Source organism: Sporosarcina luteola (genome assembly GCF_023715245.1).
Taxonomy (GTDB): domain Bacteria; phylum Bacillota; class Bacilli; order Bacillales_A; family Planococcaceae; genus Sporosarcina; species Sporosarcina luteola_C.
Genome location: NZ_JAMBNV010000001.1, coordinates 1595646 through 1622284 on the forward strand (window position 1 = coordinate 1595646; position 26639 = coordinate 1622284).

The following is a 26639-nucleotide window of genomic DNA, read 5'->3' on the forward strand; positions in this document are numbered from 1 at the left end:
ATACCTGATTCCTTACAGAAATACATTGTAATGGGCGTGTGAATTCATTTACTTGGATAGTTAATCGAGATTTGTTAAAATGAATCCACTCACGGCTTTTTAGTTAGGGGGAACGTTAAATGAAATATGAAGTTGTTTATATGAAAGCGGATTACGAGCCGTGGTGGATGTTTGAAGACTGGGAAAAGAAAATCCAATTAAGGCAGGCATTTGAATCCGCTCAAGAGGCTTTGGAATACTTACGTGAATTGAACAAGGAATTTGGGTCAAAGTACAAATACCGAGAAGAGCGAAAAGATTGTTTTTTCGCGTATTGGTCAGATAATGAACGCATCTTCTGTGAAGGTTGCGATGAAGATTTACAAATTTTCCATGGAATCATTTCCTTGACAGATGGAAAGCCTTCTTCGTTTATGATGATGAATAATTCGAATATTTGATAATGTTATATTGACAATTAATTTGGGTATGGTATAGTAGCAGTAAGATAAAACGATTTACCGAAGCAGACGTATTCACGTATTACAAAAGGTGATCGGCGTTGTCGGTGCTTTTTGTAATATGTGAATTTTTTTCATATATTAGCAAGAACAATTATTTGGAGGTAGTCACAAATGAAACAAGGTACTGTAAAATGGTTCAACGCTGAAAAAGGCTTCGGTTTTATCGAAGTTGAAGGGGAAGACGATGTATTCGTACACTTCTCTGCAATTCAGGGAGACGGATTTAAATCTTTGGACGAAGGACAACAAGTCGAGTTCGAAGTAGTAGAAGGCAATCGTGGTCTTCAAGCTGCTAACGTAGTTAAACTATAATTCGTCAGACAAAAGAGGCGCCTTTAGAGGTGCCTCTTTTTTACGTGCAAAAGCGAAGACGGCCTACCTAGATGCCGAATTTCTGCGGTTTCTCCAGAAATTGAGGCATCCTTCCAGCCGCCGGAGCTAGACGTTTCCTATTCAGGTTTCGTAACAGATTCCAAAGTTGAAGTGACAATGTATTCCTCATCAACGGTTTCCATAATCGACTCGCGTTTCACTTCTCCGAAGCCTTCCACAAAATATTTACGGTTGACGAAATCATCGCCTTTTTCTTCAATGACAAAAGCATGATCGAATGTCTGATAAGGTGTTTCAACCGTTACATCCTTCTCGACAATCTTCCAATTGCCGAATTCCGTGCCGACATTCAAAGGCTTCTTGAGGTAAATGCCGATTGGTTCCATCGCATTGATGTCTTGCAGGGAAGGGAAGTCCTCATGTAAATCCACTGGCTTTTCTTCCATTTTCAAGATCTGCTCTTTCTCAATTTTGTAAATGCGCCTGATTACTGCGCCACCATTATTTTCATGAAGAATTACATAATTTTCATACGGATGGGCAAAATCAATATCCAACTTTGCAAATTCATTTCCTTCTCCTTGATACCGCGCAGTTGATCCTGCCGGAAGGAAGAATTCAAGTAATGATTGGTCGTTTTGATTTGGTTTTGTGTTCGAGCCGTTGGAATTCCCTTGTTGTTCGTTCGGTTTTGTTGTTTCCCCGCTATTTCCCGAATTGTTCAGGCTAGTAGTTTTGTTCGTACAACCGGAAGCGATCAACGCAAAAAGTAAGACGTGTAATATTATGGATTTTCTCTTCATCTGCTGCACACTCCTTTCCGGTAGTATTGCCGATAAGATGATGAATATCCTTATATATATCCATTACCGATGTCAGATTTTCAAAACCAAAAAACCGTTTTCCATTAAAGGAAAACGGTTTACGTATTAATTGGAGACAGATTGCTGGTCTCTCCATTCCAAATATTCATCATACTGCATCATTTTATCGAGAATCGTTCCGTCTTCACGGATTTCAATAATTCGATTAGCTACCGTCTGAATGAATTGCTGGTCATGGGAAGTAAAGATCATAGCGCCTTTAAAAGCGATCAAGCCGTTATTCAATGCCTGAATCGACTCCAAATCCAAGTGGTTCATCGGCTCATCTAGCAGAAGGACGTTAGCATTATTCAACATCATTTTGGAAAGCATGCAACGTACTTTTTCTCCCCCTGATAATACGGATGGTTTCTTTTTAACTTCTTCACCGGAGAAAAGCATCCGGCCAAGGAAACCGCGTAAAAACGTTTCCGTCTGATCTTCAGGTGAATATTGGCGCAGCCATTCAACTAATGATGTTTCAGATCCTTGGAAGTACTCGTTATTATCAAGAGGGAAGTAGGAACGGGAAGTCGTTACGCCCCATTTGAATGTCCCTGCGTCCGGTTCAGCTTCTTCGGCAAGGATTTCCAACAATGCTGTTTTAGCTAGCGGGTTGCCTAACAGGATGATCTTGTCCTCTTTATTCATCGTAAATGTAACATCTTTTAGCATGACTTTGCCGTCTTGTGTTTTGGACAGGTCTTTAACGCTTAGCACATCATTACCGATTTCACGTCCGATTTGGAAGTTGACGAATGGATATCTGCGTGATGAAGGTTTAATGTCATCTAATTCAATCTTTTCAAGTGCTTTTTTACGGGATGTAGCTTGTTTCGATTTTGACGCGTTTGCACTGAAACGGGCGACGAAAGCTTGTAATTCTTTAATCTTTTCTTCTTTTTTCTTGTTCTGGTCTTGTGCCATTCTTAATGCCAATTGGCTGGATTCGTACCAGAAATCATAGTTTCCTGGATACAGTTGGATTTTTGAGAAGTCGAGGTCCGCGATTTGAGTACAAACCTTATTAAGGAAATGACGGTCATGGGAAACAACGATGACAGTGTTCTCAAAGTTAATTAGGAATTCTTCCAGCCATTGGATGGCTTTCAAGTCCAAGTGGTTCGTTGGCTCATCCAGCAGCAAGACATCCGGTTTACCGAATAACGCTTGTGCAAGAAGTACTTTAACCTTTTCCGAACCGCTCAGCTCAGCCAATTTAACATGATGGAGACTTTCAGGAATGCCCAAACCTTGAAGAAGGATTGCGGCTTCCGATTCAGCCTCCCAACCATTCAATTCAGCGAATTCACCTTCAAGTTCAGCTGCGCGCATGCCATCTTCATCTGAAAAATCTTCTTTCATGTAAATAGCATTTTTCTCGGTCATAATATCATAAAGACGTTGATGTCCTCTGATGACCGTATCAAGCACTTCGTTTTCCTCATATTCGAAATGGTTCTGCTTAAGGACTGCCAAACGCTCATCCTTGTTCATGATGACGTTGCCTGTTTGAGGTTCAAGTTCGCCTGATAAAATTTTAAGGAATGTTGATTTTCCGGCTCCGTTTGCACCGATCAATCCATAACAATGACCAGGGTTGAACTGTATATTCACATCTTCAAACAGTTTACGGTCACCGAATTGAAGACTAACATTACTAACTGCTATCATAAAAATCCTCCTAAATTCACAATGCTCCTATTATAACACGGATTCTGCATCGAGTGGTATGGGTTCGATCCGCTTTTCATACTTTTTCAGTTCATATCGTGTATGATTGTAATGTACATTTTCCTGCATGAGTGTTTTTCCCTTCTACCTCCGATTCATTTCCACAAAAAAACCCCCGTATTGGGGGGATCAACATTTGAATACGCTTCGTTGCCGATACGCGTCCAATAGACATAGCTCTTTATTCAATAAATATTCCATTCGCACATAATCCTTTTTTGTTGCAACGGCATGCTTATCCAATCCGGACATGGAGAACAGAAAATAATAGTCCTTCACTTTGCGGAAAATAAAAACAGTATGGGGGAACTCATCAAATCTACATTTTACTTGATACTTACGAGTATATTCCCAATGGAGAAGTTTCATGGTACATCTTTCCTTTCACTACTTAGTATAGTTGAAAAAGGGAAGGAACACAAGTTCGCAATCAACATAGTATAAGGAGTTTTGTAATGTCACAACGTTCTTTGAAACATAACACCATCTTACTTATCATTACGATTTTTATCGTTGCGGTCAATATGAGGCCAGCCATAACATCAATTGGTCCGATGCTCGATATCATTCGGGATGATCTATCTTTGACAAACGCAAAAGTGAGTCTCTTGACGGCTTTACCGGTATTTTGCATGGGCCTGTTTGCGTCTTTGGCACCTCTTCTGAATCGCAAGCTGGGATTGACACGTTCAATGTATCTCATGCTGTTTGTCATTGGTTTAATGACGGCGATGAGGGGATTATATTCTAATTATGCTTCGTTGCTCCTATCTGCAATAATTATAGGGATTGCAATTGCCGTCATGGGCCCACTTCTCTCTGCGATGATCAAACAGAGTTTTCCGGAACGGGCGACGAGTGTAATCGGTGTCTATTCATTCGGTATGGGAGTTGGCTCTTCATTAGGAGCAGGACTTACCGCCATTTTCTTCGAATCCACCGGCTCATACCCGTTTGCACTCGGCATCTGGGCTGTTCTATCGGTTGCGGCAATTTTCTTCTGGAGACTTTCAGTAAAAGGGGATAGTAGTCTTATGGAGGAGGTAAGGGAGAAGGGGGAAAAGAGGAAAGTGGACGCCTTGTCACCATGGCGACAGAGAAAAGCATGGCTATACTTGCTCTTTTTCGGCTTACAAGCGTCAAGTTTCTTTGGTATCATTACGTGGATTGTTCCACTAGCAACAGATGCCGGAATGTCACTCGTGCAAGCGAGCACTCTATTAAGTGTAATGATGACGTTGCAAATCTTTTTGAATCTCCTCTTTCCAATCGTTTATGAACGTTTTCCGAAAAGGAGATTCTGGCTATTTGTGTTTTTAACAATGGGATTACTTGCATTCGTTTTGTTTTGGACGGGAGATCGCACGCTTATGTGGGTGAGTTCCATTCTCATGGCGATTCCTCTGGCTGGTCTATTCCCAATTGCGTTATTATTTCCATTGGATGCGACCGAAACAGCGGAGGATACAAATGAATGGACCGCAATGATGCAGACGGGCGGCTATCTAATCGCAGGGTTTTTGCCGTTATTGATTGCATTGATATACGATTGGACTGGCGAGCATCAATATACATTGATGATTTTCATGGGCTTGTTTGTAACTATGATGATCTTGACGTTTATGATTGGTGACCGTGAGCAGAAAGTGGAGTAGGGATTGAAAACAGGTGAAGGATTAAATCCTTCACCAGTCAGACTGTAGACAAACATCAAAAATTTCGGTGTTTGCCTTCGGTCTTTTTTCTTTTAAAATAGAGATAAAGCTAACAATGTTGATTTCCGCTGCGAGCGGACGCTTTCCGCGGGCACGGCTTCAGCCGCTTCCCTCGCTGCGCTCAGTCCAGGGTCTTCAGCTCGCGCTGTTCCCGCTGGAGTCGCCGCTCTCCGCTCCAATCAACGGTGTTTCCTATTAAATGAATGAAGTGATGGATATGATGACGAAGAATCAAATTAATGAACGCGAACAGTTGGAAATGCTGACCATAGAGCAGTTGGTTCCTCAAGACCATCTGGTGCGTAAACTGGATGCGGCCATTGATTCTTCCTTCATCTATCAATTAGTTGAAGACCTTTACTCAACAATTGGAAGACCTAGCATAGATCCTGTAGTACTCATCTAGATGACATTCATTCAATATACCTTTGGTATCCGCTCCATGCGTCAGACAATCAAGGAAATAGAAACGAACGTGGCATATCGCTGGTTCCAAGGCTTCGGCTTTCATACTGAGGTTCCTCACATCTCCACGTTCAGGAAGAAATATGCCCGTCGTTTTGCAGATACTGATCTGTTCGAGCGGATCTTCTATAATGTTCTAAACGAGGTGGCAAACCGTGGGCTTCTCAGCCGTATCATATTTCATTGATTCTACCCATGTGAAAGCCAGTGCGAATAAGAGTAAGTTTGAGAAGAAGGATCTTCGTAAAAAGACGCGGGCTTATGAGAAGAGGCTACAGGCTATCGAACAACCACGAAGGAAGGATACCGTCAGTATGCCTCGTCACAATCATGAAATCAAAGAAATATACGGGAAGCGTAAAGAGACGATTGAACGTGTCTTTGCCAATGCCAAAAAGAATCATGGCACGCGATGGATAACCCTAAGGGGACTTTAAAAAAATGTCAATGCAGGCGATGCTGACTTTTCCGCCTTAAATCTTAAGAAGCTGGCTAGTTGGACATGGGGAGCGCCGGCTATGGAGACTGAAATGATACCCCTGTCTTAAAGGATTTCCAGTTGATTGGAGTGCAGGGCGGCGACTCCTGGGGAATCAGCGCAGCGTGAAGACCCGCAGGAAAAGCCGTAATGAAGAACGGCTTTTGCGACCAAAAGCGATAGCGTTGGGAGCACATCCGAGGAGGCTGAGGGCAAGCCCCCGGAAAGCGTCCGCCCGGAACGGAAATCAACGTCGCGTCAATCTAACGTTTTTGCATTAATGCGTCTAAGAAGACAAAAGGAATGGAAATCAATTCGATTTCCATCCTGTTCCCTACAGTCTGAGGTGAAGGATTAAAATCCTTTACCTGTTTTTTGAATCACTCATTTCCAGTATTCTGATATGAAATCGTCCCGTCCTGATTTAGCACGGTCCTCTTCATAATGTTGCTGCTCTTTCTCATGGTAGTCCTGGTGATATTCTTCTGCACGGTAGAATGTCTCCGCTGGACGAATATCTGTCACGATTGGCTTCGCGAACCTGCCGCTATTGGCGAGCTCTTTTTTCGACTTCTCCGCAGCTTTCCTTTGTTCCTCGTTGTAATAAAAGATGGCTGTCGTATACGAATGTCCACGGTCGTGGAACTGTCCGCCCGCGTCTGTCGGATCGATTTGGGGCCAATACAATTCAAGAAGTTTTTCATATGTAAATATAGAAGGATCATAAGTGATCTCGACGACTTCCAAGTGTCCCGAGTCCCCTTTTTTCACGTCTTCATAAGTAGGGTTTTCAACGTGCCCACCCATATAGCCCGAAACGACGTCAACAATGCCATCCCATTCCTTAAATGGCTTCACCATGCACCAAAAACAACCTCCGGCGAATACCGCTTTTTCGATTCCTTCACATGTCATCGTCTACAACCCCTTTCAATGTATAATCTAAATTGTAGCACACGAAAGAAAGGCTGCATACGGGTCATCCAAGACCGGAATGCAACCTTCTCTCGAAGTGCCAATGAGTGGTTGTGCTTTATTGTATTATGAATTAATAGACAAAGCTTGCGCCAATAATGATTAACAGGATAAAAAGCACAACAATCAAAGCAAAGGAAGAACCGTAACTGTTTCCGCCCCCGCCACCGTATTCACGACCCATTTATACCACCACCTTCAATATAGATTATGCTTCGCTTCACTACTTGCATGGGGAAATGACCAGATTCCGTGGCATTATCTTATAGCCCTCACATGGTATACTATCCATATACATACGCAACCATTGGCACTCACCAATCGTCCCATACGTGACTTTACAATTTGGAGGAATTAAACTTGAACGAAGACCAGTACGAAGGCCCGGTGCCAAGAAGAAGAAGGAGAAGAAAGCTACGGATAGGCAGGTTATTCTTCACGATCCTGTTCATCGCTTTCATCGTGACAGGGCTTTATTCATACTTTCAATATAAGGAAGGGAAGTCATTGGCGAAAGGGAATATCATTGACCCAGGCCCTTTCCGTGGTGATGTTATCGATCCACAGAACCCCTCCGTCGAGAATTACCTGTTGTTAGGCATTGACGATGATGGGAGCGGAAAGTCGCGCACGGACACGATGATGGTCCTTTCTTGGAATAAACAAGAAGGGTCGATCCGCATCGTTTCATTCATGCGGGATATTTATGCAGATATTCCTGGATATCAATCCTATAAACTTAATACGGCCTATTACTTGAACGGGGTACAGACCGTTAAGGATACAATTACAGGCATGTTCGGCATCCCGATTCATCATTATGCCATTGTGGATTTTGACAATTTCGAGTCGATCATCGATATTGCGTTTCCAAGTGGAATAAAAATTAATGTCCAAAAAGAGATGTCCGAAAAGATCGGAGTCACACTCATGCCCGGCGAACAGCGCTTGAATGGCAAGGAACTGCTTGGATATGCCCGCTTCCGCGCCGATGCACAGGGGGATTTCGGCAGGGTGACAAGGCAGCAGGAAGTAATGAACGCAGTTAAAGATGAGGCGATGAGTCCTGGAATGCTTCTTCATGTTCCGAAATTATCCGGTGCATTATCCGGCTTCATTGAGACCGATTTAACGACAAAGGACGAAATTTCAAAAGCATTCACCCTTTTGGTGAAGGGCAAAGCCGATTTGGAAACGATGACGATTCCTGTTGAAGGCACGTATCGGTTCAACTCATATGCACATGCTGGATCGGTTATCGAGCTTGATGTTGAAAAGAATAAAGAGGCACTTGCAGCCTTTCTTGATTTAGAACTTGAGTGATGGAAAGTGGGGGAGTCAATGGATTACGAAGAAATTAGGTCGACAGCGCGCAAAGAACTGAATGATGGAACACCGCGGATTATTCGTTTCCTAGGAGGACGAGCCACAATGTTCGTGCTCCTATCAATCTTGTTGATTGGCCTGATTATTTTAGTATTCAGCAAAGTGGATTTCGTCTTTTACCCGATAAGAGTATTCTTTTCAACTGTCGTACTGCCAATAATCCTTGCAACAATTGCCTATTATTTGCTGCGACCTATACTCCGTTTTTTTGAACGGATAAAGATTCCGAGAGTTTGGGGGATATTCATCATATTCGTCGGTCTTATCGGTTTGATTACTTTATTGGTTTTTCTAGTTTTTCCTTTTCTAAAGATGCAATTCGCTAACTTGATTGAAGAGTTTCCTACGTATTTCAATCAAATGCTCATCAATGTTGACACATTTTTGCGGACCTCCATTTTTTCAGCGTATTATAAAGAAATGGATATAAACATCAACAGTTTTCTCGACAACGGGAAAGGGAACATTGGTGAATTCATTACAGATGCAGTTGGCGGAATCGCTTCCGGGATCACCTCATTCATTTCAGCATTGACCGGTTTCATTCTTGCGATTGTGACTGTTCCATTCATCCTTTTCTATCTTTTGAAGGATGGGGATAAGCTTCCACAGATGATTAAGAAAATGTTGCCGCCACGCCTCCGGGATGATGCGGAAGTGATTCTCAATGATGCAGATCATCAGATCAGTGCTTATATCCAAGGTCAAATCCTTGTCGCCATAAGCATCGGAATTATGGTATCGATCGGTTTTCAAATCATTGGCATGAAATATGCACTATTATTAGGCGCACTCGCGATGTTCACGAGCGTCGTTCCGTACTTGGGTCCACTTATTGCAATTACGCCAGCAGTCATCATTGCCATCGTCACATCGCCTTTAATGCTTGTGAAGCTTGCCGCCGTCTGGACGATTGTTCAATTGGTCGATGGGAAATTCATATCCCCGCAAATAATGGGGAAGTCATTAAAAATCCATCCGATTACAATCATTTTTGTTTTACTGACTGCAGGATCTCTATTCGGGGTGGCAGGGGTCGTTCTAGGCATACCTGGTTACGCCTTATTGAAGGTGGTTTTAACGCATATGTTCAAGTTGCTGAAGATCAGGTATAACAAGTACGAACCGGATCGCGCTATGCATTATGAAGATGTACAAGTATAAATGAAATGAACGTCCGATATGGGCGTTCATTTTTTGTTTGATAATATTATTATGTAAACTTATATTTTATTGAAAAAGGCACCCGATTCTATATCGATGTGCCCTTAACCTAATCCGTCTCATACATGATTGTCCCAGTTAATGAAAGATCGTAGCCTCCTAACGCTCCGATTTCATTTTGAAATGCGGGTGAGCGAAGGATGGATAAGATAGAATCACGTAAGAATTCATTCTCGGGAGCCTTGTACATAACGAGGTCGTACCGTTCCTGGACGAGCGGGATGAAGTCTACGCCTACCATTGCCGCAGCTTTTTCAATACCGACACCGACATCCGCAAATCCGGATGCCACTTTGCTGGCGACGGAGATATGGTTCAGTTCCTCTATATGATAACCTTCGACGTATCGGGGAAGTATGCCTTCCAACCGCAACTTTTCATCTAACAACACTCTCGCGCCTGACCCTATTTCCCGATTGACCATTTTGATGGAGGGATTGCTGAAATCCGCCCACGTCCGTATATTTTTCGGATTGTTCTTTTGTACGAATAGGCCAGCCGACCTCGATAGCAAATTGATGACTACGAATTCATGACCGGTAAGAATCCTTTTAATATAGGGGATATTGTACATTCCCGTATCCCCATCGAATAGATGGGTACTGACAATGTCTGCTTCCCCTTCATACATTGCAATCAAGCTGTTCAAACTGCCTGTGTACGAACGTAGTGGACGGTAACTAGCACCGCTTCTTCCAATTGCATTTGCAAGCAGGTCCAGGCTGATGTCCTGTCCACTTATGATCAGTTTCCTTTGTGATGCTGGCTGATACGGTTGAGGTGGTGGAGTTGGTTCAGTCCTTTGAATCGGTAGTTCAGGTGTTGTCTCTGAAGCCGTTTTTTCCTGTTTGACAAGATTCCCGCCACTTTTCGATTTATCCTTGTAAGCTTCCAGGTCTTCTGAATCGACACGCATTTGCCGTCCTACCCGGTATGCACGAATATCTCCTTTTTTTATAAGATCATAGACGGTCAGTTTGGAGACTTTCAAAAGATCCGCGATTTCCTCGGTCGTATACGACGATTCCTTATTTCCGGTCATAAGTAACCTCCTGTCAGATTCTTATTTCTATTTTCTCTTAAATTGAAGTAAAAAGCAATATATTCAGATATAACTAGATATAATCAATAATAGGAAAGTATAATTAGTTATAAGTAGATATATCCTGTTATATTGTGTTATATATGAATATATCTAATAGTAACGAGTAAAAGGAGGAGTAATTTGAAAAAGTTTATAAAAACGATGCTACTTCTCGCCATTGCTGCCATTCCGTTAGGGTGTGCAAATAAAGGAGAGGAGGGTATGGAGAAAAAGGAGATTGCAATTTCAGCAGCCGCCAGTTTGACAGATGCTTTGACCGAATTGAAAAATGTATATGAAGATGAGCACGATGACGTTTTCATCACTTTGAATTTCGGAAGTTCTCGAAAGCTTGCAACTCAGATTGAGCAAGGCGCCCCCGCTGATATTTTTCTTTCAGCAAGTTCGGATGACATGGAAAGGTTGAAGGAGCAGGGGCTAATCAATGAGTCGACAATCGTGGATTTCACAGAAAACTCTCTTGTGTTAATTACGAATAATGTAGTTCAGAATCCCGTTTCATCATACGAACAGCTTGGTACCGATAAGTCAGATCATATTTCCATGGGAGAGCCGGATACTGTCCCGGCAGGAAGATATGCGAAAGAAGTTCTGGAGAATCTGCAATTATGGACACCTCTACAAGACAAACTTGTCATGGGGTCGGACGTAAGGCAAGTGTTGACGCATGTTGAAATGGGGAATGCAGATTATGGCATTGTATATGCAAGTGATGCATGGACCTCAGATAAAGTGACTGTCGTGGCAGTAGCCGATCCCACTTGGCATTCAAACATCATCTATCCGGGAGCAGTTGTGAGCGATTCCGATCACCCATCCGAATCACAGGAATTCCTAGAACTCCTATCAGGGGAAAAGGGAAGAGCGGTATTGCAGAAGTATGGCTTCAAATAAGCAGAAGAGGAGGGAGCGACGGACATGGATTATTCACCCTTATTGCTTTCCTTAAAAGTGGCGGCCATTTCCACTATGGTCGTATTCATTTTCGGTGTCTTTTTTGCACGCGTTTTTGCAAGAAAACAATTCTTCGGTAAATCGGTGATCGAGGCCATCTTCATGTTGCCTCTCGTCTTGCCGCCTACTGTAGTTGGCTTCGCCTTGCTGCTTCTATTCGGCAAACATGGTTGGATCGGAAAGTGGCTGCTCGAGTGGTTCGATGTCCAAATTGTTTTCACTTGGCTCGGCGCAGTCATCGCTTCCATTGTCGTCTCCTTCCCACTGATGTACCAAAGTGCTGCAGCGGCATTCAACAGCATGGACGACCGGATCGAAAATGCCGCCCGAACATTGGGAGCATCAGAATGGCGTGTATTCAGGACCATTAGTTTCCCGCTGGCATGGCCAGGTCTGCTCGCCGGTCTCGTCTTATCATTTGCAAGAGGGCTCGGAGAATTCGGAGCCACCCTTATGATTGCAGGCTATATACCTGGAAAGACCGATACGATTCCGATGTCTATCTATTTCGCTGTTGAATCGGGACAAATGGAGAAAGCTGTGTTTTGGGTTGTCATCATCGTCGCATTGGGCTTCAGTACAATCTTGTGGCTCAATTGGTGGAGCCGACGAAACATGCTGCGCTATACGAATGAAAACCGAAGTAGGTGATTTTATGTTGGAAGTGGATATAAAAAAGCGGTTATCCCATTATGATCTTGAAGTCGATTTCAGTATGGGAGATGAAATCCTTGTCTTGTTCGGGCCATCCGGTTCCGGCAAAACGACGATTTTACATACGATTGCTGGATTGACAACGCCAGACGAAGGATCGATCAAATTGGGGGAAAAGGAGTTTTACAGTGGCAAAAAAGAATCCATGTCAGTCCAGGCAAGGAATGTAGGCATGTTATTCCAAGAGTATGCTTTGTTCCCGCATATGACGGTTGAGCAGAACATCCAGTACGGCATGAAGAGGAAGGACGAGCACCGTTCCTTTGTCATTGGTCAACTCCTGCAAGTGTTAGGTATCCAGCAACTTTTAGTGAAATATCCACACCAAATATCCGGCGGTGAAAAACAACGAGTTGCTCTTGCGCGAGCATTGGCATCGGAGCCATCCATCCTGTTATTGGATGAGCCTCTTTCCGCTTTGGATAAACAAACGCGCATCGATTGCCAAAATGAACTGATCCGCCTTCATGAAATGTGGAAGATTCCGTTCATCGTTGTGACGCATGATAGGGAAGAAGCTGAAAAATTAGGGGATCGTATTTTATTTCTCAATCAAGGAAAAATCATCGATGAGATGGAAGCTCCGTATACCAGAACACCGCATTCTTCTTATTCTAACTAACCAATGTTATAATTCGAGGTAATCATTGTACGTAGGAATGGGGAATGGCAATGGAGGCCGGCAGAACAGATTCTCAGTTCGTTATGTTTTCGTTAGTACATCTTTCTGTTCTTTCATTCATCGTTATTATCGTTATTCTTCTTTTTATGCAACGGAAGAGATTGCGAGAGTGTGTTCATAGATTGAATATGGCTGAACGTTATTTTGCGCTCTCTTTATTGGCGATGGATATCTCGTATCATATATGGCTCATTTCGACTGGACGTTGGGGATTGGATGACTCACTGCCGCTAGAATTATGTAGCATCTCTCTATTTGTCTCAATTGTGCTGCTATTGACCGGTAATCGGCACTTGATCGATTTTGTCATTTTCGCTGGCATCGGTGGCGCTCTCCAAGCAATGGCAACACCTGTTCTTGACATGAATTTTCCTCATTTCCGCTTTTTCCATTTTTTCTATACACATGCGGGAATTATAGTAACGGGGCTTTATTTCGTATGGGTGAAAGGGTATGAACCTACGTTTAAAGGTGTCATGAAAACAATGTTGATCATCAATGCGATTGTACCGTTTATTCTAGCTGTAAACTGGCTCTTTGATGGGAATTATATGTTTCTTCGAATGAAACCCCACAATGGCAGCTTGCTTGATTTTTTAGGTCCTTACCCATGGTATATATTGTCACTGGAAGCGGTGGCTTTCATCATATTTTCGGTCATTTGGCTAGTACTGCGAAGAAGGGGAAGCAAGGCAGTACTTTAACTTTGCCGATTCAGCGTATTTTCTATATAGACAATCATTCATCAGGAGTGCTAAAATTTACTAACGGACAATAGGGGAGGGAGATGACCAAAATGGAAACGAACAAACAATCAGGGGATAAAGGGAAAATCAGCTTGAAAGATGCAGTCAAACAACAGCTAGAAGCAAAGAAAAATAAGACGCAGTCAGCAAAAACAAATGGTAATCCAATTCAACAAACTCCGAAAATGAAGAGCCAACAGTCGAAGAAAGTAACACAATCGAGCCGGAAAATGGGTGTTTAATCAGTACGATAAAAAAAGCAAATCCCAACAAGGGACTTGCTTTTTTCTTTCCTTATAACTGTTTCATGAGATTTGCCATTTCAATCGCGGAGACTCCTACGTCCCATCCTTTATTTCCTGCTTTCGTCCCGGCACGTTCAATCGCTTGTTCAATTGAGTCTGTCGTCAATACGCCAAAAATGACTGGTATCCCTTCTGTCATATTGATGGCGGCAACTCCTTTTGCGACTTCATTACATACATAGTCGAAGTGGGGGGTAGACCCTCTAATGACAGTGCCTAATGTAATGACGGCATCATATTTCTTTGAAGCCGCCATCCGTTTTGCGATGATCGGAATTTCAAAAGCGCCGGGGACCCATGCGATTTCGATATCATCGGTGTCAACTCCGTGGCGGCGCAATGCATCCTCAGCTCCACCGAGTAGCTTCCCTGAAATGAAATCATTGAACCGGGAAACGACGATGCCGATTTTAAGTCCTGTACCAATTAAATGTCCTTCGTATGTCATACTCATTCGTATTTCCTCCTCAGTTATGCAATAGATGCCCTAGTTTCGTCCTTTTCGTCTCCATATAGAATCGATTGCCATCTTTAGCAGGAAGTTCGATAGGGATCCGATTCTCTATCGTAATGCCATGTTCTGATAGGCCTTCGATTTTACGTGGATTATTCGTCAGCAATTGTATTCGGGTGCATCCTAGATCAGAAAGGATTTGTGCGCTAATGAAATACTCCCGTAAATCATCCCCGAAACCTAAGCGGGTATTTGCCTCGACTGTATCATATCCTTGTTCCTGAAGTTTATAAGCTTTCATTTTATTGACAAGACCGATTCCGCGGCCCTCCTGGCGCATATAGACAAGGACCCCTGTCCCGGCTTCCTCAATCTGGGCAAGCGCTGCCTGCAGCTGTGGTCCACAGTCACACCGGCAGGATCCGAATACGTCACCTGTCAGGCATTCCGAATGAATCCTGACGATAGGAGACTCGGTTTCACTGATTTGACCTTTCACTAAAGCGATATGTTCCTGTCCAGTCAATTTTTCTACATATGTTGTCGCTGTGAAATCTCCATACGAAGTAGGTAAATGAATTGTGACAACCTTTTCAACAAGCGTTTCAATTCGCTTGCGGTATGCAATCAACTGTTTGATTGTTAAAATGACGAGTTCGTGTTGCTTTGCAATTTCCAGTAGCTTTTGTCCTCGGGCCATTGTTCCATCATCATTCATGATTTCACAAATGACACCCGCTGGAGTCATCCCTGCAAGACGGGCAAGGTCGACTGCAGCTTCCGTATGTCCTGGGCGCTCCAATACGCCGCCCGATTTCGCGACTAACGGGAAAATATGGCCAGGCCTTCTGAAGTCAGAAGACTTTGAGTCTCTATCTATCATTTTTAAGATCGTTTCCGAGCGTTCAAATGCTGAAATACCTGTATGGCAAGATGAATGGTCAATACTGACCGTGAATGCTGTCCCATGGACATCGGTATTCGTATTTGTCATTGGCGCTAATCCTAATCGGTCCGCCATCTGTTGTTCAATGGGGGTGCAAATTAAGCCGCGGCCTTCTTTAGCCATGAAATTGATCATATCCGGAGTCGCATAATCAGCGAGTGCAACAAAGTCACCTTCATTTTCACGACTTTCATCATCCACGACAATGATCGCTTTCCCTTTCTTCAATTCTTCGAGTGCTATTTCAACCGTTGTAAACATGTCTTCACCCCTCATTCTAAAAATCCGCTTCTGGCGAGTGCATCCATCGTCAACCCGCCGGACGGTTCGGTTTTTTTCCTGGATACAATTCGCTCTAAATACTTTGCAAGGATGTCACATTCCACGTTGACTAAATCCCCGACACGCTTATAACCAACTATCGAATCAGCTTGAGTTACTGGAATAAGGGATATCGTAAACCCTTGATCCGAAATGCCGAAAACGGTCAAAGAGGTGCCGTCAACCGTTATGGAACCTTTCGGGACAAGATGCGACTGGAATTCTGAAGCTAATTGAATGTCCATATAAATTGCATTTTCGACCGTTCTGACTGCAACAATTTCACCGATGCCATCGACATGACCCGTCACAAAATGGCCGCCAAAACGACCATTTGCGGACATGGCACGTTCCAGATTTACACGGTTCCCGGATTTCAAAGTGTAAAGCGTAGTCGCCATGAAAGTCTCAGGCATTACGTCTGCTGCAAATTGCGTTGTTGAGAAATCCGAGACGGTAAGACATACTCCATTAACGGAAATACTGTCTCCTTTTTTCACGTCCGAAAGTATATGGGTGCACTTAATTACCAATTGCATTGAAGAAGAACCTTTCTTTATCGCTTGAACGGTTCCAATTTCTTCAACAATTCCTGTAAACAATCAGCTTACACCTCCATTTTGAAAAGTGCATGAAGCTTAAGATGTCTTAGACATCTGTCTAAAATATTTCGTATAGGGTTCTTTCCACCATGGGGCAAACGGGTGGTGAGGAAAGGGTTGTCTAGAAGAAAAACGACGTAGATTTTTGATGTCTCAAAAATAGTGAAAATGCCCTGTTGCTAAAATCCGCCTCTTTTTTACATAAATTCACGATCGCTTCAATTCCAGCATCCCGAAGAAACCTAATCCTGTTACCATTAACGGAAGGATTGGGATTTTTAGATGCGACGAAAAAACGCCGCTTGCGATGATTGTCTCAGTACACACACCTACTTCAAGTTTCGCAAGAGCGAGATCTAGCTCCAAATAATCGGCGTGGTCCATTGAATTCCCCCTCTCAATTTTAGAAAGGGCGGATAGAGTTGGGCATGGTCATCAAACACGAGCAACTTCTCCCATCCAGACTTTAACTGTCGGTGCCGGAGTTTCACCAGCTCCACCGTCTTCCTTAGGGAAGAACGGGTCACGGACTGACAAGCATAGCGCTTGATCACCGCCGGTAAGGAATTTCACCTTGCCCCGAAGTTTCGTTTTGATTTGACCGATTCAAATTTAACACATATTTGAAACAGTTGCCAAGTTACTGAGCGTACAATGCACACGGGATTATTCGTCATCTGCGTGATTCAATGATAAGATAAATAGGGATTCCATGAGGAAGAGCATAGGTTTCTATGAACTTTTTTGAAAAGATGGGTCAAAATCCTTTATTGAAAAATGAACCTTAAGAATGGCGTGAATTAGTAACTGAAAATGGTTTATAATTGAGTGAGTTATGTATTTTAATGTTAAGGGAAGAGGGATGTTGGATAATGACTGGTTCGATTCATCAACGGAAAGCGGAGCATATCGACATCACGCTCAATGAAAAAGTGACAGGGAACCATATTACGACCGGATTGGAAAGGGTTCACTTCATTCATTGCGCACTACCTGAAATTGACTTTAGTGATATCTCCATCGAGAGTAAATTTGTGGACCAAATGCGCCCAACGCCTTTTATGATCAGCTCCATGACTGGCGGGGCTGCATTCGCTGAAACAATCAACCGTAATTTGGCGCTTGCCGCAGAAGAAAGAGGTTGGATTTTGGCATTGGGATCCATGCGCGCACTTATTGAGAGTAAGGAACACCGGGCATCCTTCCAAGTAAGGCAATATGCTCCATCCGTACCGATCATTGCAAATTTGGGTGCGGTTCAATTGAATTACGGATTTGGCGTTGATCAATGCCGACAAATAATTGAAATGACAGATGCAGATGCTTTGGTATTGCATCTGAACAGTCTTCAGGAAGTTATTCAACCGAACGGAGATCTGAATTTCAAGGATTTATTAGTGAAAATCGAAGAATTGACGAATGCATTGGAAGTTCCTATAGGCGTGAAAGAAGTCGGTTGGGGAATCGACGGGGAGACAGCCAAAAAGCTATGTGATATCGGTGTATCTTTTATTGACGTAGCGGGTGCAGGCGGGACATCTTGGAGCCAAGTGGAAAAATACCGTTCAACCGATCCAGTAAAGCAAGCCGCTGCTGAAACGTTCAGCGTATGGGGCATTCCGACGGTCGATTGTGTTGTGTCTGTCCGTGAAAAGATCGATACGCAAACAATTGTTGCAAGTGGCGGCATGTCGACTGGACTGGACGCTGCGAAAACAATAGCATTAGGCGCAGATGTCGTCGGTTTCGGAAGATCTATCCTTAAAGAAGCGACACAGTCTCCGGAAGATGTCTTACGAGTGATGGAAACGAAAGAACTCGAGCTGCGAATGGCTATGTTCGGGGTCGGCGCGTCTACATTGGCGGAATTGCAAGCGAGCGACAGAGTACGCTATGTGAGATAGTATTTTTTTGAGATGGCCACTTGCAAACGCGGGTGGCTGACTTTCATTTATATTCAGTCAATTAGTTGAAAATAAGAACATAAGTTTGTATAATGGATTAAAAGGGGAAGTGGAAGAAATGCCTCGTAATCCAGGAATGACAGACGAAAAGATCACTGAATTGTATAAAAGCGGATTGAGCTATGACAAACTTTGTGCCATTATTGGGTTGTCGGACCGTGCTATCCGTAATGTATTGATGAAGCATGGAGTTGCATTGAATCCAATTGGCCGTCGGAGAATCCATGAAGTGAACGAAGACTTCTTTAAAACATGGTCTCATGAGATGGCTTGGGTATTGGGATTATTCATTACGGATGGCCATGTGAATAAGAAAGTCCATTCTGTATATTTAGCCCAAAAAGACGAAGATTTATTGAGAAAAGTAGCCAAGCTTATGGATGCGAATCCGACAATTGCACAAGGTACCGGTACGAGAACAACGCCCATGTTAATTATTAACTCGAAAATCATTAAGCAGGATCTAGAGCGGCTTGGTGTCAAACCGAACAAATCATATTCAGTGGCTTTTCCGGAGGAAGCTGGTGAACTGTTTAACGAAAATAAAAGGTTAAGAATGATTCAACATGCCATTATATCGGAACAAACAATTTTGCAATTGGAGTGATGAGAATGTGGAAAATAGTAAATGGTAAACTACAACATACAACTGATAAGAGTCGAATTGTATTCAGAACAACAATAAGCAAAGACCTAATAGCTAAGTTAACCAAAGTAGCAGATGGCAATAATACACATATTAACTATTTGTTAGAAACGGGATTCATTAATTTATTGACACTAGAAGATGGAATCTCGTTTAATAAAGAGCAACGTCCGAAAGACCGAGAGCATTATAAAACCACTTATGATAAAGAGCTGTTTGAAGAGATAAAAGCTCTTGCTAAAAGTAATGATCTATTTATTAATGACGTTATTGAGTATAGTGCACAGTTTATTGATGTTGAAAACAGTAAAAATAAGAATCATCGGTATAGGATAGAGGTGTAAGGAGGGATATAAATAAGAATACTTTTCAGTGCCATGGTCATAATATATATTAGCAGAAGCTGAATATCACATTAAAGTATACTTGAAACAGTGAGACGAAACCGGATTTTTGAGATAAAAAACCTGCAACGGATCATAAAATGATTTCCGCTGCAGGTTCTGTTAGTTTCTCTTCTAATACGATATTCCTTCGTTTCATTTGAATAAAAAATAACAAGGTCAAACTTAGACTTACCATCCCGAAAATAATCACCATCGTTTGTAGTCCGACAATATCTAAAAATGCTCCAGCGCTCAACAATACTACTTGGAACATGACCCGCTCCAACATATTGCGGAACGAGAAAAATCGCCCATGGTACGCTTTCGGCATCTGTTTTTGAAAAATAACCATTGCTGTCGGGAAAAAACAACCTAATGCAAAACCCAATACAGCAAATGCGGCCAATGTCACAACTATATTATGTGCAAAATACAGCATGAACTCAGCAACTGCCACCATAGTTGCAAAGAAGAATAAAATCACCGTGGTCTTCCATTTTCTTGTTATGAGCTTTACTGCAAATGATCCGATCATGAAGGCAATCCCTTCAAATGTATAAATCAATCCTTTAATCGATGCGGAATCCTGAATCTCACTAATGTTGATGACAATCAGATTGAAGGAACCGATAAACAATAAAGGGATCATCGTCATAATTAGTGTCATACCGACTGCGGGAAACTCTTTTAAGACAGGAAACACTTCCAAAAAACCACCTTTATCCCCGTCTTTCCTGTGAGGGCGTTCACTCCCCTTCCCTTCATCGATTTTGAGCATCATTGTGAAGCCCAACAATCCTGCATACGCAATCATTGAAACCCAATACAATGATGATAACGACCAGTAAACTAGCATAACACCTGCGAGAGCAGTACCGAGGACACGCGATATCGTTGCGACGTTCATATGCATTCCGTTCATCGTGAGCAAATCCTCATCTTTTACGACAAGAGGGATTGTCGACTGCAACGCAGGAAAATAGAACGTTGCCGATAATTGAATGGATATGATGAATGCAACCATCCACCAGACAGAACCTGTTGCAATAGCGAGTAACATGAATACGACACTGATCAGCCTTCCCAGCCCTGCAACAATTAAAACGGTCTTCTTTCTCGACTGATCAATGATCCGCCCGGCTGTAGGACCAGCTATGATACCTGCCAATAATCCGATTGATAAGATCATTGCTTTTACAAAATCTGATGGGATCTTTTCTTGTAAAAACTCCAGATTTCCAATGATTCCTGTCCATAAACCGAGCCCGGCAATCATTTCACCAGATAAAATGATCCAAACATTACGGTTTTTCCACATTCACGTTCACCAATCCCTATTAGTAATTATTTAGTATATATTTCGACTTTCGAATTATTATACGTCAAAATCTTCCTATTGTCACGAATATTTTAGACTTTCGTTGCAATGCAAAAAAACGTCCACTGGCAGGAATTCATCCTAGCCAGCGGACGCTTTTCATCATGCTTTCGTTTCAGCTTTCAGTTCTTTATATATTGCTGTGATTCTTCCATTTTTGTTTTCGTCTACCAGTGAGCTCCCATTCGAATAGCGATCGACAAGCCTCAATGATCCCGACTCGAGAGCGATTTTATTATCTTTGCTAGTCGATAGGATAACAATTTCGCTTGGTTTGACTAATTGCGTGCCAACGATCCGGTGCGGGTTTGTTTTCAATTCTTTCAACACAACAACACCACGTTGCGCCCTAGCCGCACTCTCCAATTCCTTCAAAGCCATTCTCTTGACGGATCCTCTTTGTGTGGCAATCAATACTGATTCTGCGTCATCGCGGACAACTAGTATTGATACAAGTTTATCTTCTGTCCTTAGATTGATACCTCGTACTCCGGCTGTTCGTACGCCTGTAACCGACAATTCAGTGAGCGAGAATCGAAGTGCGTACGCCTGTTCGCTGAATAGGATTATATCTTCTTCCCCTGACACGAGCTGCACATCAACCATACGGTCGCCTTTTTTCAAGTTCATCGCCTTGAACGTCCGGGAATAGCGTTGTACTTGGAAATCGGAGAGCTTGGAAATCTTGACATTCCCGTTATCTGCAGCGGTGAGAACAGATGTTTGGTCATCGAAGCTTTCGATACCAATTGCTGATATGATCTCCTCATTCGGTTCCAATGAGACGATGCTTGATATATGTTGACCAAGATCACGCCAACGGATGTCAGGCAACTCATGCACTGGTTGATACAAGTAGTTGCCAAGCGATGTGAACAACAGGAGATGATGCTGGGTATTCATGACTGTCTCCATGAGACTGTAATCAGATTCCTTCATCTCTTGTCCGGTGCCGTTTGACGCACTATACGAACGGATGCTCGTCCGCTTCACGTAGCCGTCTTTTGTAACCGATACGACGACTTCTTCGCTCGGTACAAGGATATCGAGATCGACTTTGATGTTTTCGATTTTCTCCTCGATGACTGATCTTCTTTGTTCGGAAAACTGCTTGCGGATCTCCAATAATTCCTTCTTAATGACCGCGGAAAGCTTTTTGTCGCTCTTGAGAATAGCGTCCAGCTGTTCGATCAGCTTCCGTAAGTCAGCATCCTCTTTTCTCAGCTCAGTAATATCGGTATTCGTCAATCTGTATAGTTGGAGGGAAACGATTGCTTCGGCTTGAATTTCCGTAAAACCGAATTTCGCAATGATATTATTTTTTGCGTCGCGTTTGTCTTTCGATGCACGAATCGCCTTAATCACTTCGTCGAGAATTGATAAAGCTTTCATAAGACCTTCCACGATATGAAGCCGATCTTTCGCTTTCTGGATATCATACTTCGACCTTCTCGTGACGACATCCTTTTGATGGTCGATGTAAGCATCCAATAACATCGGCAACGACATGAGCGTCGGTCTTCTATTTGAAATGGCTACCATATTGAAATTATACGTCACTTGAAGATCGGTATTTTTTAATAAATATTGCAAAATGGCATTGCCATCCATATCTTTCTTCAACTCCACGACAATCCGAAGTCCTGTACGGTCAGATTCGTCGCGCACATCAGCAATTCCATCGAGCTTTCTATCTAACCTGAGTTCATCCATCTTCTTCACCAAATTCGCCTTGTTTACATCGTAAGGAATTTCGGTGATGACAATTTGTGTTTTACCGGCTTTCAACGGTTCGATTTCGGATTTAGCGCGGATGATGAAGCGGCCTCTCCCCGTTTCGTAGGCCGTTTTGATTCCTTCCGTCCCTTGAATGATTGCACCCGTAGGAAAATCAGGCCCTTTCAAGACTGTCATCAATTGTTCGACTGACACGTCCGGCTCGTCCATTCTCATCAGGACTGCATCGATGACTTCATGTAAAGCATGCGGAGGAATATCCGTCGCATATCCCGCAGAGATCCCTGTTGACCCGTTGACGAGTAAATTCGGGAATCGGGAAGGCAATACGGTCGGCTCGGGTTCGGTATCATCAAAGTTCGGAATGAATTCAACCGTGTCCTTCCCGATGTCACGGAGCATTTCCGATGCAATTGCAGAAAGCCGCGCTTCTGTATACCGCATTGCAGCTGCCGGGTCCCCGTCAACCGATCCATTGTTCCCATGCATTTCAATCATTAGATGGCGAAGTTTCCATTCCTGGCTCATTCTGACCATCGCATCATACACGGAAGTATCGCCATGGGGATGATAGTTCCCGATGACGTTTCCGACTGTCTTTGCGGATTTCCTAAATGCTTTATCATGAGTATTGCCTTCATGGAACATGGCGTAAAGAATCCTTCTTTGAACAGGTTTCAATCCATCCCTTGCGTCCGGAAGTGCCCTGTCCTGAATGATGTATTTACTATAACGTCCAAAACGGTCGCCGATCACTTCTTCCAACGGCAAGTCTTGAAATCGCTCAGTTGAAGTCATTCAAAGTCCCCCTCAACATGCAAAAATTCATTTTCTAAAATATTATGGTCTTCGGTACCGAAATCGACATTTGACTCGATCCATTTTCTTCGCGGCTCGACCTTGTCCCCCATAAGCGTGGTGACACGTCTTTCCGATTGCGCACCATCCTCGATGGTCACGCGGATGAGTGTACGGGTTTCCGGATTCATCGTCGTATCCCATAATTGATCGGCATTCATCTCACCGAGTCCTTTGTAGCGCTGCAACATATAGCCTCGACCGATTTTTTTGATCGCATCGTCAAGATTGGCTTCCGTCCATGCGTATTCTACTTGCTCCTTCTTGCCAGCCCCTTTTGAGACTTTGTAAAGTGGCGGTAGTGCAATAAACACTTTTCCTGCCTCGATCAATGGCTTCATATATCGATAGAAGAACGTCAGGAGAAGCACTTGGATATGCGCCCCATCAGTATCTGCGTCTGTCATGATGATTACTTTGTCGTAAGCGATATCATCGACTTGAAAATCAGCGCCGACTCCTCCGCCGATTGCATGGATAATCGTATTGATCTCTTCGTTCTTCATTATATCTTCCAATTTGGCCTTTTCGGTATTGATCACTTTACCGCGAAGGGGCAAAATTGCCTGAAACGTCCTGTCCCGGCCTTGCTTGGCTGAGCCTCCGGCAGAATCCCCTTCGACTAGGTACAGCTCATTTTTTGCAGCATTCCTTGACTGTGCCGGTGTCAGCTTTCCTGTAAGCAGAGTATCCGAACGGCGGCGTTTTTTACCGGAACGAGCATCTTCCCTGGCCTTCCGGGCAGCCTCCCTTGCCTGTTGAGCACGGATTGCTTTTCGGATCAGGTTACCGCTGAGCTCCGCATTCTCCTCCAAAAAGTACAGGAGTTGCTGGGAGATGATTGCATCAGTTGCCGCCCTTGCTTCACTCGTCCCCAATTTCCCCTTTGTCTGACCTTCAAATTGGAGAATCTCTTCAGGAATCCTGACCGATATGATTGCGGATATCCCTTCCCGAATATCGGAGCCATCGAGGTTTTTATCTTTTTCCTTCAATATGCCGGTTTTCCTCGCATACTCATTAAATACACGGGTCATTGCGGTTTTTGCACCTGTTTCATGTGTACCGCCATCTTTTGTCCGTACATTATTGACGAAAGAAAGTATCGTTTCAGAATAGCCATCGCTGAATTGAAATGCAAATTCCACTTCAATCTCTTCAGACACCCCTTCAAGGTATGCGACATCGTGAAGAACGTCCTTCTCTTCATTCAAATAGGAGATGAATGCTTCGATGCCTGTTTCGTAATGGAAGACATCATGCTTTTCAGTTCCTTCTTCCTTTAGGTCGATTTTTAAGCCTTTCAGGAGGAAGGCGGATTCCCGTAGACGTTCCGACAATAATTCATATTGATATTTGATTGTTGAGAAAATCGTCGGATCGGGTTTGAAATGGATCAATGTCCCTTTCTCACGTGACGAACCGATTTCTTCTAGTGTAGTGACAGGCTTTCCGCCATTTTCAAACCGTTGCCTGAATTTTTTTCCATCACGAAAAATCGTCACTTCCAGCCACTCGGAGAGGGCATTGACGACAGAAGCGCCTACGCCATGTAGACCGCCACTTGTCTTATAACCACCTTGCCCAAACTTTCCGCCAGCGTGAAGGACGGTCAAAATTACTTCCGTCGTCGGCTTTCCCGTCTTATGCATCCCTGTCGGCATTCCGCGTCCGTAGTCGCGTACACCTATGCTGCCATCTTTGTGTATCGTAACGTCAATTTCCGAACCGTGTCCGGCTAGTGCTTCATCAACTGCGTTATCGACGATCTCATAGACTAGATGATGAAGTCCCCTGGAATCTGTGGAACCGATATACATTCCCGGACGTTTCCGTACTGCATCAAGGCCTTCCAGCACTTGAATCGAATCATCATCATATGTGTAAATTTCTTCTTTCTTCGTCAAATCGCAACCCCCATCAAACGAATGTTCTCTTTCTCTTTGTATACTATCGTATCGCTTCCTGTAAAGCTTGTCAAATCAACGTTTCAGGAAGCTTGCTCAATTAATTGTATAGAATAAACCGGCTGATTGCAATGAGATGAGGAAAATCTAGACAATCGGCTGACTTTCAGAACTTCATACATTCCATTGTCGGCATTCATCTGTTCTGCTAAACTTGAAACACATAACTATTCAATAATGGTAAAGGGGAGCGTCATGGAAATTATCATTCTTATACTAATCGCTTATGTACTCGGCTCCATCCCATCTGCATTATGGATCGGCAAATTGTTCTACAATACGGATGTGAGGCAGCATGGCAGCGGAAACCTCGGTGCCACGAATACGTTCAGGGTTCTAGGAAAAACTGCGGGCATGCTCGTCACAATTATTGATATTTTGAAGGGGACGGCTGCTGTGTTGCTTCCCCTACTACCTTATTTCAGTTCAGCAGGTATTCATCCACTTCTACTCGGGGTTGTCGCGGTAATCGGTCATATGTTCCCTGTCTTTGCGAAATTCAAAGGCGGAAAGGCCGTTGCCACTTCGGGCGGTGTTTTGCTCGGATATAACTGGCCGATATTCATCATCGTCCTTCTTACCTTCCTCATCGCTTTGAAGATAACGAAAATGGTATCTCTATCGTCCATGATCGTGGCGGTTGTCGGTTTCATTTACTGTATTGCCTTCTATTTATGGTCTGGCGATTTCTATTTAATGATCATTGTCGGTTTAATGGGGGTATTCATCTTCTACAGGCACCGGGCGAACATCGCCAGGATCAAAGCGGGAACCGAGTCTAAAGTGAAGTGGTTGTAATACAATGGAAGCAGCAACCGAAAGGCGGGATACTGAAATGAAAATCGTTTTGTCGGATGATGCGCGAAAATGGTTTGAAGAAGAGATGGAAGCTCAAACAGGCGATTATATAAAATTTTTCGCTCGTTATGGCGGGTCCAGTTCGTTGCATGAAGGTTTTTCGCTCGGAGTTATGAAAGAAGTGCCTGACGAATTGGCGGTCGAGACGGAAAGAGACGGAGTGCATTTTTATATTGAACAAAGGGACTACTGGTTTTTCGATGAACATGACCTTCATGTAGATGTTGATTCGCATTTGAATGAGCTCGTTTATACGTATGAAAAAGCGTGATGGCACTAGCCGCACGCTTTTTTTATTCCTCGAATTCCCAATTTCGGGCTGTAATCTATTTGTAAAGAA

At 43.3% G+C, this 26639-nt stretch carries 29 protein-coding genes, 1 pseudogene and 1 riboswitch; of the genes and pseudogenes, 17 read left to right on the forward strand and 13 right to left on the reverse strand.

Translation table 11 applies throughout. The features are described from left to right. Positions 1–119 precede the first annotated feature (119 nt). Positions 120–440 carry a DUF1033 family protein gene (locus M3152_RS07580; protein ID WP_251694557.1) on the forward strand — a complete coding sequence of 107 codons (321 nt, stop codon included), beginning with the start codon at positions 120–122 and terminating at the stop codon, positions 438–440. Positions 441–614: 174 nt separating this feature from the next. Then, the gene (locus tag M3152_RS07585) at positions 615–815 is read left to right on the forward strand and encodes a cold-shock protein (RefSeq protein WP_147055882.1); all 201 of its coding nucleotides are present in this window, start codon (positions 615–617) and stop codon (positions 813–815) included. Between the two features lie 137 nt (positions 816–952). On the opposite strand, the gene M3152_RS07590 is transcribed toward M3152_RS07585, so the two are convergent. After that, entirely contained in the window at positions 953–1639 is a 687-nt protein-coding gene (locus M3152_RS07590) for a hypothetical protein (protein ID WP_251694558.1), read from the reverse strand. A 126-nt stretch (positions 1640–1765) separates the two neighbouring features. Then, a complete protein-coding gene (locus M3152_RS07595) occupies positions 1766–3373 on the reverse strand; it encodes an ABC-F family ATP-binding cassette domain-containing protein (RefSeq protein ID WP_251694559.1) in 1608 nt (535 codons plus the stop codon). A gap of 515 nt (positions 3374–3888) precedes the next feature. Here M3152_RS07595 and M3152_RS07600 point away from each other — a divergent pair. Beyond that, entirely contained in the window at positions 3889–5088 is a 1200-nt protein-coding gene (locus tag M3152_RS07600) for an MFS transporter (RefSeq protein ID WP_251694560.1), read from the forward strand. Positions 5089–5180: 92 nt separating this feature from the next. On the opposite strand, the gene M3152_RS07605 is transcribed toward M3152_RS07600, so the two are convergent. Continuing rightward, the gene (locus tag M3152_RS07605) at positions 5181–5327 is read right to left on the reverse strand and encodes a hypothetical protein (protein WP_184211497.1); all 147 of its coding nucleotides are present in this window, start codon (positions 5325–5327) and stop codon (positions 5181–5183) included. A 38-nt stretch (positions 5328–5365) separates the two neighbouring features. Here M3152_RS07605 and M3152_RS18090 point away from each other — a divergent pair. Both M3152_RS18090 and M3152_RS18095 read left to right on the forward strand, forming a co-directional pair. Beyond that, positions 5366–5891, forward strand: a pseudogene (locus tag M3152_RS18090) (transposase); the annotation flags it as partial. A 36-nt stretch (positions 5892–5927) separates the two neighbouring features. Next, entirely contained in the window at positions 5928–6050 is a 123-nt protein-coding gene (locus M3152_RS18095; protein WP_353056616.1) for a transposase, read from the forward strand. Between the two features lie 425 nt (positions 6051–6475). Here M3152_RS18095 and msrA read toward each other — a convergent pair whose 3' ends face one another. Together msrA and M3152_RS07620 are read right to left on the reverse strand one after the other, a co-directional pair. After that, the gene (msrA, locus tag M3152_RS07615) at positions 6476–7006 is read right to left on the reverse strand and encodes a peptide-methionine (S)-S-oxide reductase MsrA (protein ID WP_251694561.1); all 531 of its coding nucleotides are present in this window, start codon (positions 7004–7006) and stop codon (positions 6476–6478) included. A gap of 133 nt (positions 7007–7139) precedes the next feature. Next, on the reverse strand, positions 7140–7250 hold the full coding sequence (locus M3152_RS07620; protein ID WP_251694562.1) for a YjcZ family sporulation protein: 111 nt from the start codon (positions 7248–7250) through the stop codon (positions 7140–7142). Positions 7251–7426: 176 nt separating this feature from the next. On the opposite strand from M3152_RS07620, the gene M3152_RS07625 reads away from it, so the two are divergent. Together M3152_RS07625 and M3152_RS07630 are read left to right on the forward strand one after the other, a co-directional pair. Then, positions 7427–8389: an LCP family protein gene (locus M3152_RS07625; protein WP_251694563.1), complete on the forward strand. Its 963-nt coding sequence runs from the start codon at positions 7427–7429 to the stop codon at positions 8387–8389. A gap of 18 nt (positions 8390–8407) precedes the next feature. After that, positions 8408–9616 (forward strand): AI-2E family transporter, encoded by a 1209-nt coding sequence (locus tag M3152_RS07630; RefSeq protein WP_251694564.1) that lies wholly within the window; start codon positions 8408–8410, stop codon positions 9614–9616. 109 nt (positions 9617–9725) lie between these two features. Here M3152_RS07630 and M3152_RS07635 read toward each other — a convergent pair whose 3' ends face one another. Continuing rightward, positions 9726–10718, reverse strand: coding sequence for a substrate-binding domain-containing protein (locus M3152_RS07635; RefSeq protein ID WP_251694565.1), 993 nt, complete (start codon positions 10716–10718; stop codon positions 9726–9728). Positions 10719–10901: 183 nt separating this feature from the next. On the opposite strand from M3152_RS07635, the gene modA reads away from it, so the two are divergent. The 5 genes from modA (at position 10902) to M3152_RS07660 (ending at position 14119) form a co-directional block, all read left to right on the forward strand. Beyond that, complete coding sequence (gene modA, locus M3152_RS07640; RefSeq protein WP_251694566.1) at positions 10902–11675, forward strand: molybdate ABC transporter substrate-binding protein; 774 nt, start codon at positions 10902–10904, stop codon at positions 11673–11675. Positions 11676–11699: 24 nt separating this feature from the next. Further along, positions 11700–12386, forward strand: a complete 687-nt coding sequence (gene modB, locus M3152_RS07645; RefSeq protein WP_251694567.1) for a molybdate ABC transporter permease subunit — start codon at positions 11700–11702, stop codon at positions 12384–12386. A gap of 4 nt (positions 12387–12390) precedes the next feature. Beyond that, positions 12391–13071: an ABC transporter ATP-binding protein gene (locus tag M3152_RS07650; protein WP_251694568.1), complete on the forward strand. Its 681-nt coding sequence runs from the start codon at positions 12391–12393 to the stop codon at positions 13069–13071. 50 nt (positions 13072–13121) lie between these two features. Continuing rightward, a complete protein-coding gene (locus tag M3152_RS07655) occupies positions 13122–13835 on the forward strand; it encodes a YwaF family protein (protein ID WP_251694569.1) in 714 nt (237 codons plus the stop codon). A 92-nt stretch (positions 13836–13927) separates the two neighbouring features. After that, positions 13928–14119, forward strand: coding sequence for a hypothetical protein (locus M3152_RS07660; RefSeq protein ID WP_251694570.1), 192 nt, complete (start codon positions 13928–13930; stop codon positions 14117–14119). Positions 14120–14171: 52 nt separating this feature from the next. On the opposite strand, the gene ribH is transcribed toward M3152_RS07660, so the two are convergent. From ribH to M3152_RS07680, 4 genes are all read right to left on the reverse strand, one after another. Next, complete coding sequence (gene ribH, locus M3152_RS07665) at positions 14172–14636, reverse strand: 6,7-dimethyl-8-ribityllumazine synthase (RefSeq protein WP_285846986.1); 465 nt, start codon at positions 14634–14636, stop codon at positions 14172–14174. A 13-nt stretch (positions 14637–14649) separates the two neighbouring features. Beyond that, a complete protein-coding gene (locus M3152_RS07670; protein WP_251694571.1) occupies positions 14650–15843 on the reverse strand; it encodes a bifunctional 3,4-dihydroxy-2-butanone-4-phosphate synthase/GTP cyclohydrolase II in 1194 nt (397 codons plus the stop codon). 11 nt (positions 15844–15854) lie between these two features. After that, entirely contained in the window at positions 15855–16505 is a 651-nt protein-coding gene (gene ribE / locus M3152_RS07675; RefSeq protein ID WP_251694572.1) for a riboflavin synthase, read from the reverse strand. A 207-nt stretch (positions 16506–16712) separates the two neighbouring features. Next, positions 16713–16889 (reverse strand): hypothetical protein, encoded by a 177-nt coding sequence (locus M3152_RS07680; protein WP_251694573.1) that lies wholly within the window; start codon positions 16887–16889, stop codon positions 16713–16715. A 59-nt stretch (positions 16890–16948) separates the two neighbouring features. Continuing rightward, positions 16949–17096: riboswitch (FMN riboswitch) on the reverse strand. Positions 17097–17377: 281 nt separating this feature from the next. Here M3152_RS07680 and fni point away from each other — a divergent pair. The 3 genes from fni to M3152_RS07695 all read left to right on the forward strand — a co-directional run bounded on the left by fni (position 17378) and on the right by M3152_RS07695 (position 19459). Continuing rightward, positions 17378–18409 (forward strand): type 2 isopentenyl-diphosphate Delta-isomerase, encoded by a 1032-nt coding sequence (gene fni / locus M3152_RS07685; protein ID WP_251694574.1) that lies wholly within the window; start codon positions 17378–17380, stop codon positions 18407–18409. A gap of 118 nt (positions 18410–18527) precedes the next feature. Then, entirely contained in the window at positions 18528–19076 is a 549-nt protein-coding gene (locus M3152_RS07690) for an LAGLIDADG family homing endonuclease (protein ID WP_251694575.1), read from the forward strand. A 5-nt stretch (positions 19077–19081) separates the two neighbouring features. Further along, positions 19082–19459: an rRNA methyltransferase gene (locus tag M3152_RS07695; protein WP_251694576.1), complete on the forward strand. Its 378-nt coding sequence runs from the start codon at positions 19082–19084 to the stop codon at positions 19457–19459. Between the two features lie 133 nt (positions 19460–19592). On the opposite strand, the gene M3152_RS07700 is transcribed toward M3152_RS07695, so the two are convergent. The 3 genes from M3152_RS07700 to parE all read right to left on the reverse strand — a co-directional run bounded on the left by M3152_RS07700 (position 19593) and on the right by parE (position 25381). Continuing rightward, positions 19593–20819 (reverse strand): MFS transporter, encoded by a 1227-nt coding sequence (locus tag M3152_RS07700; protein ID WP_251694577.1) that lies wholly within the window; start codon positions 20817–20819, stop codon positions 19593–19595. Positions 20820–20981: 162 nt separating this feature from the next. Then, positions 20982–23414 carry a DNA topoisomerase IV subunit A gene (gene parC, locus M3152_RS07705; RefSeq protein WP_251694578.1) on the reverse strand — a complete coding sequence of 811 codons (2433 nt, stop codon included), beginning with the start codon at positions 23412–23414 and terminating at the stop codon, positions 20982–20984. Next, positions 23411–25381 carry a DNA topoisomerase IV subunit B gene (gene parE, locus M3152_RS07710; protein WP_251694579.1) on the reverse strand — a complete coding sequence of 657 codons (1971 nt, stop codon included), beginning with the start codon at positions 25379–25381 and terminating at the stop codon, positions 23411–23413. The genes parC and parE overlap by 4 nt, the downstream gene beginning before the upstream one ends. Positions 25382–25636: 255 nt before the next feature. On the opposite strand from parE, the gene plsY reads away from it, so the two are divergent. Beyond that, positions 25637–26239, forward strand: coding sequence for a glycerol-3-phosphate 1-O-acyltransferase PlsY (gene plsY, locus M3152_RS07715; RefSeq protein WP_251694580.1), 603 nt, complete (start codon positions 25637–25639; stop codon positions 26237–26239). Positions 26240–26276: 37 nt separating this feature from the next. After that, complete coding sequence (locus tag M3152_RS07720; RefSeq protein WP_251694581.1) at positions 26277–26570, forward strand: HesB/YadR/YfhF family protein; 294 nt, start codon at positions 26277–26279, stop codon at positions 26568–26570. Positions 26571–26639 lie beyond the last annotated feature (69 nt).